Annotated in this window: 15 protein-coding genes; 8 read left to right on the top strand and 7 right to left on the bottom strand. The window is 52.3% G+C overall.

Features of this window, described 5'->3' with window-relative positions; all coding sequences use genetic code 11:
* Positions 1-170: 170 nt before the first annotated feature.
* Genes hemY through hemC form a run of 4 tightly spaced genes read right to left on the bottom strand, consistent with a single transcriptional unit; the run spans position 171 to position 4,252 of the window.
* Complete coding sequence (gene hemY / locus EC843_RS23485; protein ID WP_064541549.1) at positions 171-1,367, bottom strand: protoheme IX biogenesis protein HemY; 1,197 nt, start codon at positions 1,365-1,367, stop codon at positions 171-173.
* Positions 1,368-1,369: 2 nt separating this feature from the next.
* Positions 1,370-2,551 (bottom strand): uroporphyrinogen-III C-methyltransferase, encoded by a 1,182-nt coding sequence (gene hemX / locus EC843_RS23480; protein WP_064541546.1) that lies wholly within the window; start codon positions 2,549-2,551, stop codon positions 1,370-1,372.
* A gap of 22 nt (positions 2,552-2,573) precedes the next feature.
* Positions 2,574-3,314: a uroporphyrinogen-III synthase gene (hemD, locus tag EC843_RS23475; RefSeq protein ID WP_133523141.1), complete on the bottom strand. Its 741-nt coding sequence runs from the start codon at positions 3,312-3,314 to the stop codon at positions 2,574-2,576.
* Positions 3,311-4,252 carry a hydroxymethylbilane synthase gene (hemC, locus tag EC843_RS23470; protein WP_133523140.1) on the bottom strand — a complete coding sequence of 314 codons (942 nt, stop codon included), beginning with the start codon at positions 4,250-4,252 and terminating at the stop codon, positions 3,311-3,313. The genes hemD and hemC overlap by 4 nt, the downstream gene beginning before the upstream one ends.
* 281 nt (positions 4,253-4,533) lie before the next feature.
* On the opposite strand from hemC, the gene cyaA reads away from it, so the two are divergent.
* A complete protein-coding gene (cyaA, locus tag EC843_RS23465; protein ID WP_064541537.1) occupies positions 4,534-7,086 on the top strand; it encodes a class I adenylate cyclase in 2,553 nt (850 codons plus the stop codon).
* On the opposite strand, the gene cyaY is transcribed toward cyaA, so the two are convergent.
* Complete coding sequence (cyaY, locus tag EC843_RS23460; protein WP_064541534.1) at positions 7,083-7,403, bottom strand: iron donor protein CyaY; 321 nt, start codon at positions 7,401-7,403, stop codon at positions 7,083-7,085. The two genes, cyaA and cyaY, sit on opposite strands and share 4 nt — an antisense overlap.
* Before the next feature lie 125 nt (positions 7,404-7,528).
* Here cyaY and EC843_RS23455 point away from each other — a divergent pair, with 125 nt between their 5' ends.
* From EC843_RS23455 to corA, 7 genes are all read left to right on the top strand, one after another.
* The gene (locus tag EC843_RS23455) at positions 7,529-7,735 is read left to right on the top strand and encodes a lipoprotein (RefSeq protein ID WP_064541531.1); all 207 of its coding nucleotides are present in this window, start codon (positions 7,529-7,531) and stop codon (positions 7,733-7,735) included.
* 38 nt (positions 7,736-7,773) lie between these two features.
* Positions 7,774-8,598, top strand: a complete 825-nt coding sequence (gene dapF / locus EC843_RS23450) for a diaminopimelate epimerase (RefSeq protein WP_064541528.1) — start codon at positions 7,774-7,776, stop codon at positions 8,596-8,598.
* On the top strand, positions 8,595-9,299 hold the full coding sequence (locus tag EC843_RS23445; protein ID WP_064541525.1) for a DUF484 domain-containing protein: 705 nt from the start codon (positions 8,595-8,597) through the stop codon (positions 9,297-9,299). The genes dapF and EC843_RS23445 overlap by 4 nt, the downstream gene beginning before the upstream one ends.
* Positions 9,296-10,201, top strand: coding sequence for a tyrosine recombinase XerC (gene xerC / locus EC843_RS23440; protein WP_064541522.1), 906 nt, complete (start codon positions 9,296-9,298; stop codon positions 10,199-10,201). Before EC843_RS23445 ends, xerC begins: the two co-directional genes overlap by 4 nt.
* On the top strand, positions 10,201-10,917 hold the full coding sequence (yigB, locus tag EC843_RS23435; protein WP_064541519.1) for a 5-amino-6-(5-phospho-D-ribitylamino)uracil phosphatase YigB: 717 nt from the start codon (positions 10,201-10,203) through the stop codon (positions 10,915-10,917). Before xerC ends, yigB begins: the two co-directional genes overlap by 1 nt.
* 55 nt (positions 10,918-10,972) lie before the next feature.
* On the top strand, positions 10,973-13,135 hold the full coding sequence (gene uvrD, locus EC843_RS23430) for a DNA helicase II (protein WP_064541517.1): 2,163 nt from the start codon (positions 10,973-10,975) through the stop codon (positions 13,133-13,135).
* Positions 13,136-13,503: 368 nt separating this feature from the next.
* Positions 13,504-14,454: a magnesium/cobalt transporter CorA gene (gene corA, locus EC843_RS23425; protein WP_064541513.1), complete on the top strand. Its 951-nt coding sequence runs from the start codon at positions 13,504-13,506 to the stop codon at positions 14,452-14,454.
* 80 nt (positions 14,455-14,534) lie between these two features.
* On the opposite strand, the gene rarD is transcribed toward corA, so the two are convergent.
* Together rarD and EC843_RS23415 are read right to left on the bottom strand one after the other, a co-directional pair.
* Positions 14,535-15,431 carry an EamA family transporter RarD gene (rarD, locus tag EC843_RS23420; protein WP_064541508.1) on the bottom strand — a complete coding sequence of 299 codons (897 nt, stop codon included), beginning with the start codon at positions 15,429-15,431 and terminating at the stop codon, positions 14,535-14,537.
* A 51-nt stretch (positions 15,432-15,482) separates the two neighbouring features.
* Positions 15,483-15,953, bottom strand: coding sequence for a thioesterase family protein (locus EC843_RS23415; protein ID WP_064541505.1), 471 nt, complete (start codon positions 15,951-15,953; stop codon positions 15,483-15,485).
* Positions 15,954-16,064: the final 111 nt, after the last annotated feature.

The raw sequence follows: 16,064 nt of genomic DNA, 5'->3' as shown, positions 1-16,064 counted from the left end.
GATGTCGTCTTTCAGACCTCATCCGACACCATGGACATAACGTTGAGTGAAGCACCACTTAGTTGTCATACAGACCTGTTTTAACACCTGCCAATTGGCAGGTGTTTTTTTTTGCATGCAGTAAGGGAAAGCGAGAAAGGGAAAAGGGCGAAAGATTTCGCCCCTGGGATCTACGGATTAGGATTATTTTGCAGAGTTAACAACAGGCCATCGCGACGCATGGTCGCGGCTTCCTCAGGTTGATGCAGCCTGTCCAGGCAATCAGCCAGCCAGGCGTAATCAAACGCATCAGGGCGTTGTTTAATGGCTTCGCGGAAGGCCTCGCATGCTGGCTGCCACTCACCGTGCTTCATCAGCAACTGGCCGAGAGTGCTGTACAACAACGGACGATCGCCTTGCGTTTTAATCTGCTGGCGAAGGGCTTTCTCGAGTTGCTCTGGGTTTCCAGATTTCAAACGCGGCATCAGTAACACCAGGCGTTCGTCAAACTGGCGTTTCAGGCCATCGAGAATGATTTCCTGCGCGGCGTCATGATCGTCACATTCAATCAGATGCTCTGCCATAGCGACTTGCAACACTGTCTCGTGGCGCGTTTTACGGCTTTGGTTTTTCCACCAGCTTTTCAGACCATCGTTACCTTGGTCTGCCATTGCCTGATCCATCAACCCAATCCATGCCTGGCGCTGAAGCTCTGCACGATGGGCTTCATCACTCACCTGAACTTTGTTCATTGCCGGTAAAATATCAAGCAGCGAGCCCCATGCTCCGGTACGGACATAGGCCATTTCAGCCAGACGCAGAACTTCCGGATGACGCGGAGCGGTTTCCAGCAATTTATCTACACCATGACGCGCCGCGTGATTCTCGTTACGAGCCAGTTGCAGGCGCACGCGAGTAATTTCTACCGGTAATTGATCGTGGTCTGCCAGTTCAGCTGCACGTTCTAGATGCTGATTTGCCCGGACTTCATCACCGCGCTGTTGTGCCGCTTCGGCTGCCAGCAAATAGTTCACCACTGGTTGTTCCGCATGATCGGCATTTTTCAGCATCAGCTTCTCAACCTGCTGGTAATCGCCTTCTGCCAGTTTCAGCAATGCCGCTTTGGTTTGCTTACGCGCACGGCTGCTTTTACGCCCTACGAACCAGCCACGAGTACGGGCACCGGTGCGGAAAACACGACGCAGCACCCATTCAATGGCAAACAGCACAACCAGACTTAAGATCAGAATGATCACCAGACCTGTGACGCTGGTTTCCACGTTGTAATTATCTGTCTGGATCAGCACATAACCCTGATGGCCCGCCAGCATTGGCCCGAGCACGATCCCGGCGATCAACAGCAGAAAGAGTAATAAGACTTTAATCATGCTTATTCTCCTTGAGTGGGTGCGGGAACCGGTGCAGGCGCGGGTTCAACTGGGGCAGGGGATGCCGTGCTGGCTGCGGGCTGGGCGAGTAAATTGCGTACCCGAGTCTGCATCAGCTTTTCCAACAGCGGCTGGCTTTCCAGCGTTTGCGGCACATCCATATTGATGCTTTGCTGGCTCAAAGAATCCAGTTCATCAAGGAACGACTTGGTGACGCTGTCATTGGTATCGTAATAAGCCCGAACCCATGTGGAGACATTCTCCAGCGATTGCTTATAGGTTTCATCCTGATGACGTGGAACAGCTTGCGCAGCAACCAGCAGACGTGAGCGGATATTCTCACGCAGATAAACATCCTGATTTGGTGCCAGCAGTGGCACCGCCGTTTCATCGCGACGGCGGATAGTAATGAAGCTATCCATAAAGTTGTGCCAGCTTTTTGCCAGGTTTTGACGCCATTCCGTGACAGTGCTTGAGAGCTCGTTACCGTCAGAGTCCATCGGCGTGTCATCGGTATTATTATCCGCAAGACGCAGGTTATCGACTTGATTAGATAGCTGATTTAGCTTGAGGATAATCCCGTCGTAATCCACCTGAGTAATCGCGGACAACGCAGAAATATCATCCGTTAGCGCACGGCGAGCAGCCAGCACGCTCGGGTCATTCATATCCGCAAGGCTGGCATCTGCACTTTTCAGAAGTGCTGCCGCGGTGGTGACATCCTGATCGCTCCACAGTTTTCGCCCTGCCAATTTCACCAGGAAATCGGACTGCGCTAGCAACCAGGTTTTCGCATCACTCCCGGAAATGGTCGCCACTTTTTGCTGCACTTCCTCAAGCTCACGCGCCAGATTCGCTTGTTGGCGATTCGACTCTTCGAGAGCAGACGCTTGCTGCTTGATAGTGGTTTCCAGCGCGGATTGCTGCTGTTCTTGCTGCTTTTGCAAGGCGATTAATTGTGTTGCCAGCGCATCGGTATTGGCAGTTTGCGCCGCCGACTGATGCTTGCCATAACTGTAAAGACCGCCACCTAACGCCAGCGCAATAGCAATGGCGATAGCACCCAGCGCAATTCCGGCAATACCACTACGATTTTTTTGTGGTGGTTGTTCTGGAAGCGGTGCGCTTTCCAGCCCTGGTTTGGTCTCTTCAACCATGGCGGAGTTAGTCTGTTGTTCCGTCATTGTGGCGTCCCATGTTATTGATTTATTGTAACGCGCGAAGCAGCGCGTCATTGTCTGCGTTATCGGCGACCCGAATATCCTGCCAGCCCAGATCCCGGGCAAGGTCTGCCAGACGCTCACTAACAACTAATAGTTGGCAGTGTAGTAACCAGTTTTTTCGATACCATTCGGGAACGAGAGCATAAAGCTGTTGTAGCATTTCACCACTCGTCACGACCAGCGTTGAAACTCCACGTTCGCGCCAGCGAAAGGCTTCTTCCGTTCCGTCATAAATTCTGGCATTTCTTTGATAACATTCGCAGAAAGTGACTTCTGCACCGCGCGCTGTCAGCGTTTCGCCTAACAGTTCACGGCCACCATTGCCGCGTAAAATGAGTGCACGTTTACCAGCAATATTCTGTAATTCAGGTAATTGTAGCAAGACTTCCGTTGTTTCCCTGTCTTGCGGATAGCGAACCGGCAAATGGCTCACGGTATGAAACGCTAACGCAGTGGTGCGCCCAATAGCAAACCAGGCAAGATTTGCTGGCCATGGCATACCATTTTGGCTTAATTGCGGCTGGGCGTACTGTATGACGTGTTGTGATAACACGAACACCAGATCGCCTGTGGACAGGCTCGCTAGCATAGACGGCAGTTTGTCCAACTGCCGACCAGGGGAAAACTCGATGAGAGGGAAGCTATACGCCACCTGCCCCAGTGTGCGCAGTCTGCTCACTAACTCGTCCCCTGCTGGGGAAGGGCGGGTGACAAGGATCGTCATGCCGGGGCATCTCCGTCATAAACCGCGGCCAGAATTTCACGGGCTCCTTTATCAAGGAGTTCTTCCGCAAGAGAAATTCCCATCACTTCGGCCTCTTCTGGTTTACCACGGCGCTCACCACGAACCAGGATTGAGCCGTCTGGTGCGCCCACTAATGCTCGCAGCCAGAGCTCACCGTTAATCAACTCGGCATAACTGCCGATTGGCACCTGGCATCCGCCCTCAAGACGCATGTTCATGGCTCGTTCTGCGCTGACGCGAATCGCGGTTTCTTCATGATTCAGCGACTCAAGTAACTCTTGAGTGCGTATGTCGTCAAGACGGCACTCGATTCCTACTGCCCCCTGACCCACAGCAGGCAGGGAAACTTCTGCTGGCAAGGCGTAGCGAATACGTGATTGCAGCCCCAGTCGATTAAGCCCGGCAATCGCAAGAATAATTGCATCGTAGTCACCGTTATCGAGCTTGCCCAAACGAGTCCCGACATTGCCGCGTAATGAGCGAATGACCAGGTCTGGGCGGCGCTCAGCAATCTGGCACTGGCGGCGGAGGCTGGAAGTGCCGACTACGCTGCCAGCAGGCAGAGAGTCGAGGTCGGTGAAATTATTGGAAACAAAAGCATCACGCGGATCATCGCGCTCGCAAATGGTCACCAGACCCAGGCCTTCAGGAAACTCGACTGGCACATCTTTCATGGAATGTACTGCGATATCCGCGCGCCCTTCAAGGAGTGCAAGTTCTAACTCTTTGACAAACAATCCCTTGCCACCTACTTTCGCTAGCGGTGTATCAAGAATGATGTCGCCACGCGTAACCATTGGCACCAGTTCAACCGTGAGCTGGGGATGGTTCGCCTCGAGGCGTTGTTTGACATAATGTGCTTGCCAGAGTGCTAATGGACTTTGGCGGGTGGCAATTCTTAATACATTGTCTAACATTGCTAGTTACCGTAATTATCGTCCCTGACCATCCTACCACTCTTCACAGAAGACTGTCAGTTTCAACGGTTTTGCGGAAAAGAGGGACGTCTTTCGTATTATGGAATATAAAGCAGGGAGCCGGTAAGGAACTTGGCGCGTAGCGCATCTTTCTTTACGGTCAACCAGCAAGGTGTTAAATTGATCACGTTTCCAGCAATTCTTTGCCTTGTCGTTTATAATAGAGGCAACAACCGGGAAACGGGTTTTTTCGAAATACTGAAACCATCAGGCGATATGTCTTGTACCTCTATATTGAGACTCTTAAACAGAGACTGGATGCCATTAACCAACTGCGTGTAGATCGCGCACTTGCTGCCATGGGGCCTGCTTTTCAACAGGTCTACAGTCTTCTGCCAACATTGCTACATTATCATCACCCGCTGATGCCAGGTTACCTTGAGGGTAACGTTCCACACGGCATTTGCATTTACACGCCTGATGAAACCCAACGCCACTACCTCAACGAACTCGAATTGATGCGCGGTATGCCGCCGCAGAAAACCGAATCTGGCGAATTGCCGATCACTGGCCTCTATTCAATGGGCAGCACATCGTCCGTTGGGCAAAGCTGTTCTTCCGATCTGGATATTTGGGTTTGTCACCAGTCATGGCTCGATAACGACGAGCGCCAGTTGCTGCAACGTAAATGTAGCGTACTGGAAAGCTGGGCCGCCTCTTTAGGCGTTGAAGTCAGCTTCTTCCTGATTGACGAAAACCGCTTCCGCCACAACGAAAGTGGTAGCCTGGGCGGCGAAGACTGTGGTTCAACACAACACATCTTGTTGCTTGATGAATTCTACCGCACCGCAGTGCGCCTGGCCGGGAAACGTATTCTCTGGAGTATGGTTCCGGGTGATGAAGAAGATCATTACGACGATTACGTGATGAGCCTCTACTCGCAGGGTGTGCTCACGCCAAACGAGTGGCTCGATCTCGGTGGTTTAAGCACCCTTTCGGCCGAAGAGTACTTTGGTGCCAGCCTGTGGCAGCTTTATAAAAGTATCGACTCCCCTTATAAAGCGGTGCTGAAAACACTGTTGCTGGAAGCTTATTCCTGGGAATACCCGAACACTCGTTTATTGGCAAAAGACATTAAGCAGCGTTTGCATGATGGCGAGATAGTCTCCTTTGGGCTTGATCCTTACTGCATGATGCTGGAGCGTGTGACTCACTACCTCACGCAAATAGAAGATACCGCACGTCTGGATTTAGTTCGCCGTTGCTTCTATCTCAAAGTGTGCGAAAAACTTTCCCGTGAACGCGCCTGCGTAGGCTGGCGTCGTGAAGTCCTGAGCCAACTGGTCAAAGACTGGGGTTGGGACGAGCCACGTCTGGCGATGCTGGATAACCGCGCTAACTGGAAAATTGACCAGGTTCGCGATGCACACAACGAGTTGCTTGATGCGATGATGCAAAGCTATCGCAACCTGATTCGTTTCGCGCGCCGTAATAACCTGAGCGTCAGCGCAAGCCCGCAAGATATCGGGGTGTTGACCCGTAAATTGTATGCCGCGTTTGAAGCGCTGCCAGGCAAAGTCACGCTGGTTAACCCGCAGATCTCCCCTGATTTGTCAGAACCGAACCTGACCTTTATTCATGTGCCGCCAGGCCGTGCTAACCGTTCAGGCTGGTATCTCTACAACCGTGCACCAAACATGGATTCCATCGTCAGCCATCAACCGCTGGAATATAACCGTTATCTTAATAAGCTGGTGGCCTGGGCCTACTTTAATGGCCTGCTGACTTCCCGCACCCGTCTGTTTATTAAGGGCAACGGTATTTGCGATTTGCCAAAACTTCAGGAGATGGTGGCTGACGTTTCGCACCACTTCCCGTTGCGTTTGCCTGCGCCAAGCGCGAAAGCGTTGTACAGCCCATGTGAAATTCGCCATCTGGCAATTATTGTGAACCTCGAATACGACCCGACGGCGGCATTCCGCAACCAGGTCGTGCATTTCGATTTCCGTAAGCTGGATGTGTTCAGTTTCGGGCAGCAGCAGCAGTGCCTGGTGGGCAGCGTTGACTTGCTTTATCGCAACTCCTGGAATGAAGTGCGTACCCTGCATTTTAACGGTGAGCAATCGATGATTGAGGCGCTGAAAACCATTCTGGGCAAAATGCACCAGGATGCCGCGCCGCCGGATAGCGTGGAAGTGTTCTGCTATAGCCAGCATCTGCGTGGGCTTATTCGCACGCGTGTTCAGCAACTGGTTTCGGAATGTATCGACTTCCGTTTATCGAGCACTCGCCAGGAGCCTGGGCGCTTTAAAGCGCTGCGTATTTCTGGCCAAACGTGGGGGCTGTTCTTCGAGCGCCTGAGCGTTTCAGTGCAAAAACTGGAGAATGCAGTCGAATTCTACGGCGCGATTTCGCACAACAAACTTCATGGCCTGTCAGTGCAGGTTGAAACCAACCAGGTTCAGCTACCGTCAGTGGTCGATGGGTTTGCCAGTGAAGGGATCATTCAGTTCTTCTTTGAAGAAGCGAGTGAGGACCACGGCTTCAATATCTATATTCTTGATGAAAGTAACCGCGCAGAGGTTTACCACCACTGCGAAGGAAGCAAAGAAGATTTAGTGCGTGACGTGAGCCGTTTCTACTCTTCGTCACACGATCGCTTTACCTACGGTTCAAGCTTTATCAACTTCAACTTGCCGCAGTTCTATCAGATTGTGAAAGTAGAGGGGCGCTCGCAGGTTATTCCGTTCCGCAACCAGGCTATTACAGCAGCGACGCCAGCTAATCATGACGACAGCAATACGCCGCTGCTTCAGCAGTACAGCAACAGCTAGCTAAAACTCACAGGCTCGCCCGCTTGCTGCGTGCAAGCTTCTTCCAGCAACGCCCAAAACTCAGCGCCGCTGCGATCGCAAATCCACTTATCGCCCTGCAAATTAAAATGGTAACCGCCGTTTTTGGTTGCCAGCCAGACCTGATGCAAAGGCTCCTGGCGATTGATAATAATCTTGCTGCGGTTCTCAAAACTCAGGCTCAGTACGCCACCGTTGATTTCACAGTCAATATCGCTGTCACCATCCCAGTCATCCAGGCGTTCTTCGATTGTTGACCACAGACCGTCGGCCAGGCGATGAAATTCACTGTCATTCATATCTGTTTCTCAGTTGTTCGTCTTCACGGCAGTATAGCAACAGTCGCGAAGAGAAAAGAGTATTGCTTTTCAGGGATCACCTGCGATGATAGAAGGCAGAATATTGGATTACAGGCATCTCAATAATGAAGAAAATTTTCTGCCCACTGGCATTTATGCTGGCACTTTTCAGTCTTTCTGGCTGCGGTCTTAAAGGTCCTCTGTACTTTCCACCTGCCGATGGCACAACCAAACCCACGAGCCAGGTCACTCCTGTAAAACAGCAGCAACCGGCGACCCCAGACCGAAATAACCGTGGTACGGATAACGCACCGACTCAGGTTGTCTACTAGCAAACTATTGATAAGTAGCCGCGTATATGGAGCAGAAGATGCAGTTTTCGAAGATGCATGGCCTCGGTAATGACTTTATGGTCGTCGACGCGGTGACTCAAAACGTCTATTTCTCCCCGGAGCTGATTCGCCGTCTGGCTGACAGGCATTTGGGAGTAGGGTTTGATCAGTTGCTAGTGGTTGAACCGCCTTATGATCCTGATCTCGATTTCCATTACCGTATTTTCAATGCCGATGGCAGCGAAGTTTCCCAATGTGGTAATGGTGCACGTTGTTTCGCGCGATTTGTGCGCCTGAAAGGGTTGACTAACAAACGCGATATTCGCGTCAGCACCGCCAATGGCCGCATGGTTCTCAGTGTGACTGAAGACGAACTGGTGTGCGTAAATATGGGTGAGCCGAATTTCGAACCCTCTGCCGTACCGTTCCGCGCAAACAAAGCAGAAAAGACCTATATTATGCGTGCTGCCGAACAAACCATTATGTGCGGCGTCGTATCGATGGGTAACCCGCATTGCGTTATTCAAGTCGATGATGTGACGACAGCGGCCGTGGAAACTCTGGGGCCAGTGATGGAAAACCATGAACGTTTCCCGGAGCGAGCGAACATCGGTTTTATGCAGGTTGTCACCAAAGAACATATCCGCCTGCGTGTGTATGAACGTGGTGCCGGAGAAACACAAGCTTGTGGCAGTGGCGCTTGCGGCGCAGTTGCTGTGGGTATCTTGCAAGGAATACTTGCGGAACAGGTTCGCGTAGAGCTGCCTGGTGGCCGTCTTGATATCGCCTGGAAAGGGCCGGGAACTCCGCTGTTTATGACCGGTCCGGCGGCCCACGTCTATGATGGATTTATACATCTATGAAGAACGCCGAGGAACAGCAAGAAGCCGTACTGGAACTGGATGACCGTATGGTGGCGGAATATCTGCTGCGTCATCCTGATTTCTTTATTCGGAACGCTCAGCATGTAGAACAAATGCAGGTGCCACACCCGGTTCGTGGCACCGTTTCGTTGGTTGAATGGCATATGGCGCGTAGCCGTAACCACATCAATTTTCTTGAGGAAAACATGACCCTGCTGATGGAGCAGGCGAGTGCCAACGAAGGGCTGTTTTACCGCTTACTGAAGTTGCAAGGCCGCCTGGCCTCCGCCACCAGTTTGCAGGAAATGTTGAATCGTCTGCACCGTTGGGCGCGTGAAATGGGCCTCGCGGGCGCAAATGTGCGTCTTTTTGCCGATCGCTGGCGGATTGGTGCCCCTTCTGATTTCACTCACCTGGCGCTGAATCGACAGGCTTTCGAGCCGTTGCGTATTCAGCGTCTGGGCGACAGGCAACATTATCTCGGGCCGCTAAATGGCCCTGAATTACTGGTTGTTTTACCGCAGGCTAAAGCTATCGGTTCGGTTGCTGTTTCTTTGATGGGCAGCGATGCGGATTTAGGCGTGCTGGTTTTCAGTAGTCGCGATCCTCAACATTATCAGGATGGACAAGGTACACAACTCCTTCATGAACTGGCGCTGATGTTGCCAGACTTGCTGGAGCGCTGGGTCGAACGAGTATGACGGCCTCTCCGCTGCAATCTTTAGTCGATGGTTTCCTGCGCTACCTGAAAGTAGAGCGCCAGTTAAGCCCGCTGACACTTCTCAATTATGGCCGCCAGCTCAGTGCAATAATCGCTCTGGCGGGCGAGATGAAAATGAGTACCTGGCAACAGTGTGACGCCGCAGCGGTGCGTTCAATCACGGTTCGCAGCCGCAAGGCTGGCCTCGGCCCATCAAGCCTCGCATTACGTCTTTCCGCACTGCGCAGTTTCTTCGACTGGTGTGTCAGCCAGGGCGAACTCAAAGCCAATCCCGCAAAAGGGATAACCACGCCGAAAGCTGGCCGCCATCTACCCAAAAATATCGATGTTGATGACGTTAGCCGTCTGCTGGATATCGATATCAACGATCCGCTTGCGGTGCGTGACCGCGCCATGCTGGAAGTGATGTACGGCGCGGGTCTGCGTCTTTCAGAGCTGGTTAATATGGATTGTCGCCATATCGACCTCACCACGGGCGAAGTCTGGGTGATTGGTAAAGGCAGCAAAGAACGACGCGTGCCGGTGGGGAAATCCGCTGTTAGCTGGGTTGAGCACTGGCTCGATCTGCGCGAGCTTTTTGGCCCGGACGACGACGCGCTATTTCTCTCTAAACAAGGGAAGCGTATCTCGACGCGCAACGTCCAGAAACGCTTTAGCGAGTGGGGAATAAAACAGGGGCTGAACAGCCACGTGCATCCGCACAAACTGCGTCATTCGTTCGCCACGCATATGCTGGAATCCAGTGGGGATTTGCGCGGCGTGCAGGAATTATTGGGCCACGCCAACCTTTCGACCACACAAATCTATACCCATCTCGACTTCCAGCACTTAGCCACAGTGTATGATGCTGCGCATCCACGCGCTAAACGAGGGAAATCGTAATGCACTTTTATCGCCCGTTAGGGACTATTGCCGCGCTCACATTTGATCTCGACGACACGTTGTACGACAACCGCGCGGTGATTGAACGTACCGAACGTGAATCAATGAGCTTTGTGCAGAATTACCATCCAAAGCTTAACCATCTTCAACGCCCTGATTTTTTGCGCATCCGTCATGCGCTGCGGCTTGCAGAGCCTGATATTTACCACGATGTCACGGAATGGCGTCGTCGTGCAGTCGAACAAGCCATGTTAGACGTCGGCTTGTCAGCCGATGAAGCCGCGGCAGGAGCGCAAGCCTCGATGGACAACTTCGCCCACTGGCGCAGCCAAATCGACGTACCGCAAGAAACGCACGATACATTAGCGAAACTCGCTGAAAAGTGGCCGCTGGTGGCGATCACCAACGGTAACGCCGAACCGCATCTTTTTGGTCTCGATCATTACTTTAAGTTTGTGTTACGCGCTGGCCCACATGGCCGCTCCAAACCATTTAACGACATGTATCACCTGGCGGCAGAGAAGCTGGATGTGCCGCTTGCTCATATTCTGCATGTTGGCGATGACCTGACGACAGACGTCGCCGGAGCCGTTCGTTGCGGGATGCAGGCGTGCTGGATAAACCTGCGTGATGGCGACCTGATGCAGATAGATGACAGCCGCTTATTACCACATCTGGAAATTTCGCAGTTGGCATCCCTCACCGCGCTGATATAATCAACAAGTCTGTATAAAATTCCAGTATATTTTTATCTCCTCAACGGCGGTGCCAATGGACGTTTCTTACCTGCTCGACAGCCTCAATGACAAACAGCGCGAAGCCGTCGCAGCCACGCGAAGCAACATGCTAGTGTTGGCTGGGGCGGGCAGTGGTAAGACACGCGTATTGGTGCACCGTATCGCCTGGTTGATTAGCGTGGAAAACTGCTCGCCGTATTCCATTATGGCGGTGACGTTTACCAATAAAGCGGCAGCAGAAATGCGCCACCGTATCGGCCAGCTGATGGGCACCAGCCAGGGCGGCATGTGGGTCGGGACTTTCCACGGTCTTGCGCACCGCTTACTGCGCGCGCATCACATGGATGCCAACCTACCGCAGGATTTCCAAATCCTCGATAGCGAAGATCAGCTGCGTTTGTTAAAGCGCCTGATCAAAGCCATGAATCTCGATGACAAACAGTGGCCTGCACGCCAGGCGATGTGGTTTATCAACGGCAAAAAAGACGAAGGTTTACGCCCTCATCACATTGAAAGTTACGGCAATCCGGTTGAGCAAACCTGGCAAAAAATTTACCAGGCTTATCAGGAAGCGTGCGATCGTGCGGGTTTGCTGGATTTTGCCGAGCTGCTGCTGCGCGCGCATGAATTGTGGCTGAACAAACCACACATTCTTAACCACTACCGCGAGCGCTTTACCAACATTCTGGTGGATGAATTCCAGGATACCAACAGCATCCAGTATGCGTGGATTCGCATGCTGGCGGGTGAAACGGGCAAAGTGATGATCGTCGGTGACGATGACCAGTCAATCTACGGCTGGCGCGGCGCGCAAGTTGAAAACATCCAACGTTTTCTGACCGACTTTCCTGGCGCACAAACCATTCGCCTTGAACAAAACTACCGCTCGACCAACAACATTCTGAATGCTGCCAACGCCCTGATAGCCAACAACTCTGGTCGTCTGGGTAAAGAGCTATGGACGGATGGCAGTGACGGTGAGCCGATCTCACTGTATTGCGCATTTAACGAATTAGACGAAGCGCGTTTTGTGGTTAACCGCATCAAAACGTGGCAGGAAAGCGGCGGTGCGCTTGAGCACTGTGCGATTCTCTATCGCAGTAACGCCCAGTCGCGTGTACTGGAAGAGGCGTTATTACAGGTCGGTATGCCATACCGTATCTATGGCGGCATGCGCTTCTTCGAACGCCAGGAAATCAAAGATGCGCTCTCCTATCTGCGCCTGATTGCCAACCGTAACGACGATGCGGCGTTTGAACGCGTGGTTAACACGCCAACGCGTGGCATCGGTGACCGCACATTAGACGTGGTGCGCCAAACGTCGCGCGACCAGCAACTGACAATGTGGCAAGCCTGCCGTTTGTTGCTGCAGGAAAAAGCGCTGGCGGGGCGTGCTGCTTCTGCTCTGCAACGCTTTATGGAGCTTATCGACGCGCTGGCACACGAAACCATCGATATGCCGCTGCACGTCCAAACCGATCGGGTGATTAAAGACTCGGGTTTGATGATGATGTACGAGCAGGAAAAGGGCGAGAAAGGCCAGACGCGCATCGAAAACTTAGAAGAACTGGTCACGGCAACGCGCCAGTTCAGCTATCAGGATGAAGATGAAGACTTGATGCCGTTGCAGGCATTCTTGTCTCATGCAGCACTTGAAGCCGGCGAAGGGCAAGCCGATACCTGGCAAGATGCGGTGCAATTGATGACGCTGCACTCGGCGAAAGGGCTGGAATTCCCGCAAGTGTTTATCGTCGGCATGGAAGAAGGCATGTTCCCAAGCCAGATGTCGCTGGATGAAGGTGGCCGCCTGGAAGAAGAACGCCGCCTGGCGTATGTTGGCGTGACGCGTGCAATGCAAAAACTCACACTGACTTATGCTGAAACCCGCCGTCTGTATGGTAAAGAGGTTTATCACCGCCCGTCACGCTTCGTTGGTGAACTGCCAGAAAACTGCGTCGAAGAAGTTCGCCTGCGAGCCAGCATCAGCCGCCCGGTCAGCCATAAACGCATGGGCACGCCAATCTCTGAAAATGATTCTGGCTTTACCCTCGGGCAGCGTGTGCGCCATGCCAAATTTGGTGAAGGGACGGTCGTTAACCTTGAAGGCAGTGGTGAACATAGCCGAATCCAGGTGGCATTCCCTGGGCAAGGGATTAAGTGGTTAGTCGCCGCTTATGCGCGACTGGAAACGGTGTAAGTTAGCGAAATAACTCATCGTTTTTCACGCTTTTGCTACCTTATAAATATCACCTTAGTTTATTAGCCTATGGTGTCCCGTTGCGTGTTGACGCCATATTTTTGCTGGCGTAACATGCGCGCACGATTACGCTAAGAGGACACTCGCCTTGGACACACCCAGTAAATACTGGCTCAATAACCTGTCATCCAGGTACAACTTCTAAGGCTATCCTCGTATGCTGATAGCCTTAGTGGTTGTCGGCGACCTCATATCTCGTATATCCCGTCGCAATGAGTCAGACTTTTTAATGGTCTGAAACCTCGTTAGTTTCTGTCTGTGTGCCAACCGAACTGTCCCTGATATTTTTTGCATTGGGAGTACCGGTCATGCTGAGCGCATTTCAACTGGAAAACAATCGTCTGTCCCGTCTTGAATTAGATGAGACCGATAACCTGAGCAATTCTGTTTGGGTTGATTTGGTCGAGCCTGAAGAGAGCGAGCGTCAGCGCGTGCAAACGGAACTTGGTCAAAGCCTGGCAACCCGCCCGGAACTGGAAGACATCGAAGCATCCGCTCGTTTCTTTGAAGACGAAGACGGCCTGCACATTCACTCATTCTTCTTTTACGAAGATGCCGACGATCACGCGGGCAACAGCACCGTGGCATTTACCATTCGTGAAGGCCGCCTGTTTACGCTGCGTGAACGTGAATTACCGGCGTTTCGCCTTTATCGCATGCGCGCCCGTAGCCAGAGCATGGTGGACGGCAACGCTTACGAACTACTGCTCGACCTGTTTGAAACCAAAATCGAACAGCTGGCAGACGAAATCGAAAACATCTATAGCGATCTGGAAAAACTCAGCCGCGTGATTATGGAAGGGCACCAGGGCGATGAATACGATGCCGCACTTTCCACACTCGCAGAGCTGGAAGATATCGGCTGGAAAGTCCGTTTGTGTCTGATGGATACCCAACGCGCCCTGAACTTCCTGGTGCGTAAAGCACGTTTACCGAGCGGCCAGCTTGAGCAGGCGCGTGAAATCCTGCGCGATATCGAATCCCTGCTGCCACACAACGAATCGCTGTTCCAGAAGGTGAACTTCCTGATGCAGGCGGCGATGGGCTTTATCAACATCGAGCAGAACCGCATCATCAAGATCTTCTCGGTGGTATCGGTCGTTTTCCTGCCGCCAACGCTTGTGGCATCCAGCTACGGGATGAACTTCGAGTTTATGCCTGAATTGAAACTGAGTTTCGGTTACCCGGCGGCGATTATCGTGATGATTCTCGCGGGCCTGGCACCGTATCTCTACTTCAAGCGCAAGAACTGGTTGTGAAATTGTCGGGTGGCGCTGCGCTTACCCGACCTACAAAACCATTTGATCGTAGGGTGGATAAGCGACAGCGTCATCCACCGTTAGGCTATTTTGCGCAACTTACGCTGGGTATAAACCGCATCAAGAATAAATAACGCCAGCGCTGCCCAAATAAATCCAAAGGTCAGCAACTTATCTTTGCCTATTACTTCACCGTAGAACGTTACTGCCAGCAGGAACATTAGCGTCGGGCCAATGTACTGGAAGAAACCCAGCGTCGAGAGGCGCAGGCGCGTTGCCGCAGCGGTGAAACACAGCAATGGGATCGTTGTTACCACGCCCGCGGCAATCAGCAGTAAGTTCAGCGACAGTGAGTTTTGCCCCATATGGCTGGTCGAACTGTCTGCGATGCCAAACAAATAGATGGCGGCAATCGGCAGCAACCACAGCGTTTCCACCAACATTCCGGTTTGCGCATCCACGGCAATTTTCTTACGCACCAGCCCGTAAAATGCGAAGCTGAACGCCAGACCAAGTGCGATGATCGGCAGCGAGCCAAACGTCCAAAGCTGAACTAAAACCCCACAGGCCGCCAGTGCCACGGCGACCCACTGCATGCGACGGAAACGCTCACCAAGGAAAATCATCCCCAGCACCACGTTAACCAGCGGGTTGATGAAGTAGCCGAGGCTGGCTTCCAGCATGTGATGATTATTCACCGCCCAGATATACAGCAGCCAGTTGCCGCCAATTAGCACCGCAGAAACCGCCATCGCCAGCACCTTTTTACGGTTCTGACAGGATTTTTTCACCTGCGGCCACTGGCGGCTAATGCTTATCAGCGCCACCATAAAGAAGAAAGACCAGATGATGCGATGAGTGAGGATTTCATCAGCCGGTACATCCTGGATCAGTTTGAAATAGGCGGGTGCAATGCCCCAAATAAAATACGCGATAAGTGCAAGAATCACGCCCTGGCGGGTTTGTTTCGCATCCATGAAATAAACTCTGAGAAAAATAGTGTGCAAATAGTAACAGGATTTATCTTCTCACCCCACCATGTAGGTCGCCGTGGCGCTGGCGATATGTAGCTTATCTTCGTTGTGTAACTCCACACGGGCAACCGCTACCTTATTCCCGGCACGTAGCAGGCTGCTGCTGGCGGTAAAGCGTTGCCCACGTCCCGGACGTAAATAATCGACGCGCAAATCGATAGTGCCCATTTTTGACAGGCGTTGGCGCAGCTCTTCTTCGTTAATGCTGTCGTGGCGCGTAAGCGTACTACCGACGCAAACCAGGCCTGCCGCGACATCCAGCGAAGAGGCAATCACCCCGCCATGCAGGATGCTTTGCGCCCAATTCCCGACCATCATGGGTTGATTATTAAAGCACAGCTCAGCGTAGTCTTTCTCATAGCGTATAAGCTCCAGACCCAGCGCGCGGTTAAACGGCATGTGATAAACAAAAATCTCACCGACCAGTTGCAAGGCAGCTTCAGGGGTCAGAAATGCGGTAGACATGGATCATCCTCGATCAAAACAAAATCATAATGTTAACCAATTGTTTATTTTATGCTTCGAAATCGTTGATTGCCACTTTAAGAAATGTAGACAGAGCTTGCGCATCCATAT

The sequence above is a fragment of the Buttiauxella sp. JUb87 genome, assembly GCF_004361975.1.
GTDB classification, from domain to species: Bacteria; Pseudomonadota; Gammaproteobacteria; order Enterobacterales; family Enterobacteriaceae; genus Buttiauxella; species Buttiauxella ferragutiae.
Note: the sequence above shows the minus strand (reverse complement) of the source record. Positions and strands in the feature narration are given on the sequence as shown.

Excerpts from the sequence above, each read along its gene's own strand:
- hemY (WP_064541549.1), bottom strand. The coding sequence starts at position 1,367 with ATGATTAAAGTCTTATTACTCTTTCTGCTGTTGATCGCCGGGATCGTG.
- hemX (WP_064541546.1), bottom strand. The coding sequence starts at position 2,551 with ATGACGGAACAACAGACTAACTCCGCCATGGTTGAAGAGACCAAACCA.
- hemD (WP_133523141.1), bottom strand. The coding sequence starts at position 3,314 with ATGACGATCCTTGTCACCCGCCCTTCCCCAGCAGGGGACGAGTTAGTG.
- hemC (WP_133523140.1), bottom strand. The coding sequence starts at position 4,252 with ATGTTAGACAATGTATTAAGAATTGCCACCCGCCAAAGTCCATTAGCA.
- cyaY (WP_064541534.1), bottom strand. The coding sequence starts at position 7,403 with ATGAATGACAGTGAATTTCATCGCCTGGCCGACGGTCTGTGGTCAACA.
- EC843_RS23455 (WP_064541531.1), top strand. The coding sequence starts at position 7,529 with ATGAAGAAAATTTTCTGCCCACTGGCATTTATGCTGGCACTTTTCAGT.
- dapF (WP_064541528.1), top strand. The coding sequence starts at position 7,774 with ATGCAGTTTTCGAAGATGCATGGCCTCGGTAATGACTTTATGGTCGTC.
- EC843_RS23445 (WP_064541525.1), top strand. The coding sequence starts at position 8,595 with ATGAAGAACGCCGAGGAACAGCAAGAAGCCGTACTGGAACTGGATGAC.
- xerC (WP_064541522.1), top strand. The coding sequence starts at position 9,296 with ATGACGGCCTCTCCGCTGCAATCTTTAGTCGATGGTTTCCTGCGCTAC.
- yigB (WP_064541519.1), top strand. The coding sequence starts at position 10,201 with ATGCACTTTTATCGCCCGTTAGGGACTATTGCCGCGCTCACATTTGAT.
- uvrD (WP_064541517.1), top strand. The coding sequence starts at position 10,973 with ATGGACGTTTCTTACCTGCTCGACAGCCTCAATGACAAACAGCGCGAA.
- corA (WP_064541513.1), top strand. The coding sequence starts at position 13,504 with ATGCTGAGCGCATTTCAACTGGAAAACAATCGTCTGTCCCGTCTTGAA.
- rarD (WP_064541508.1), bottom strand. The coding sequence starts at position 15,431 with ATGGATGCGAAACAAACCCGCCAGGGCGTGATTCTTGCACTTATCGCG.
- EC843_RS23415 (WP_064541505.1), bottom strand. The coding sequence starts at position 15,953 with ATGTCTACCGCATTTCTGACCCCTGAAGCTGCCTTGCAACTGGTCGGT.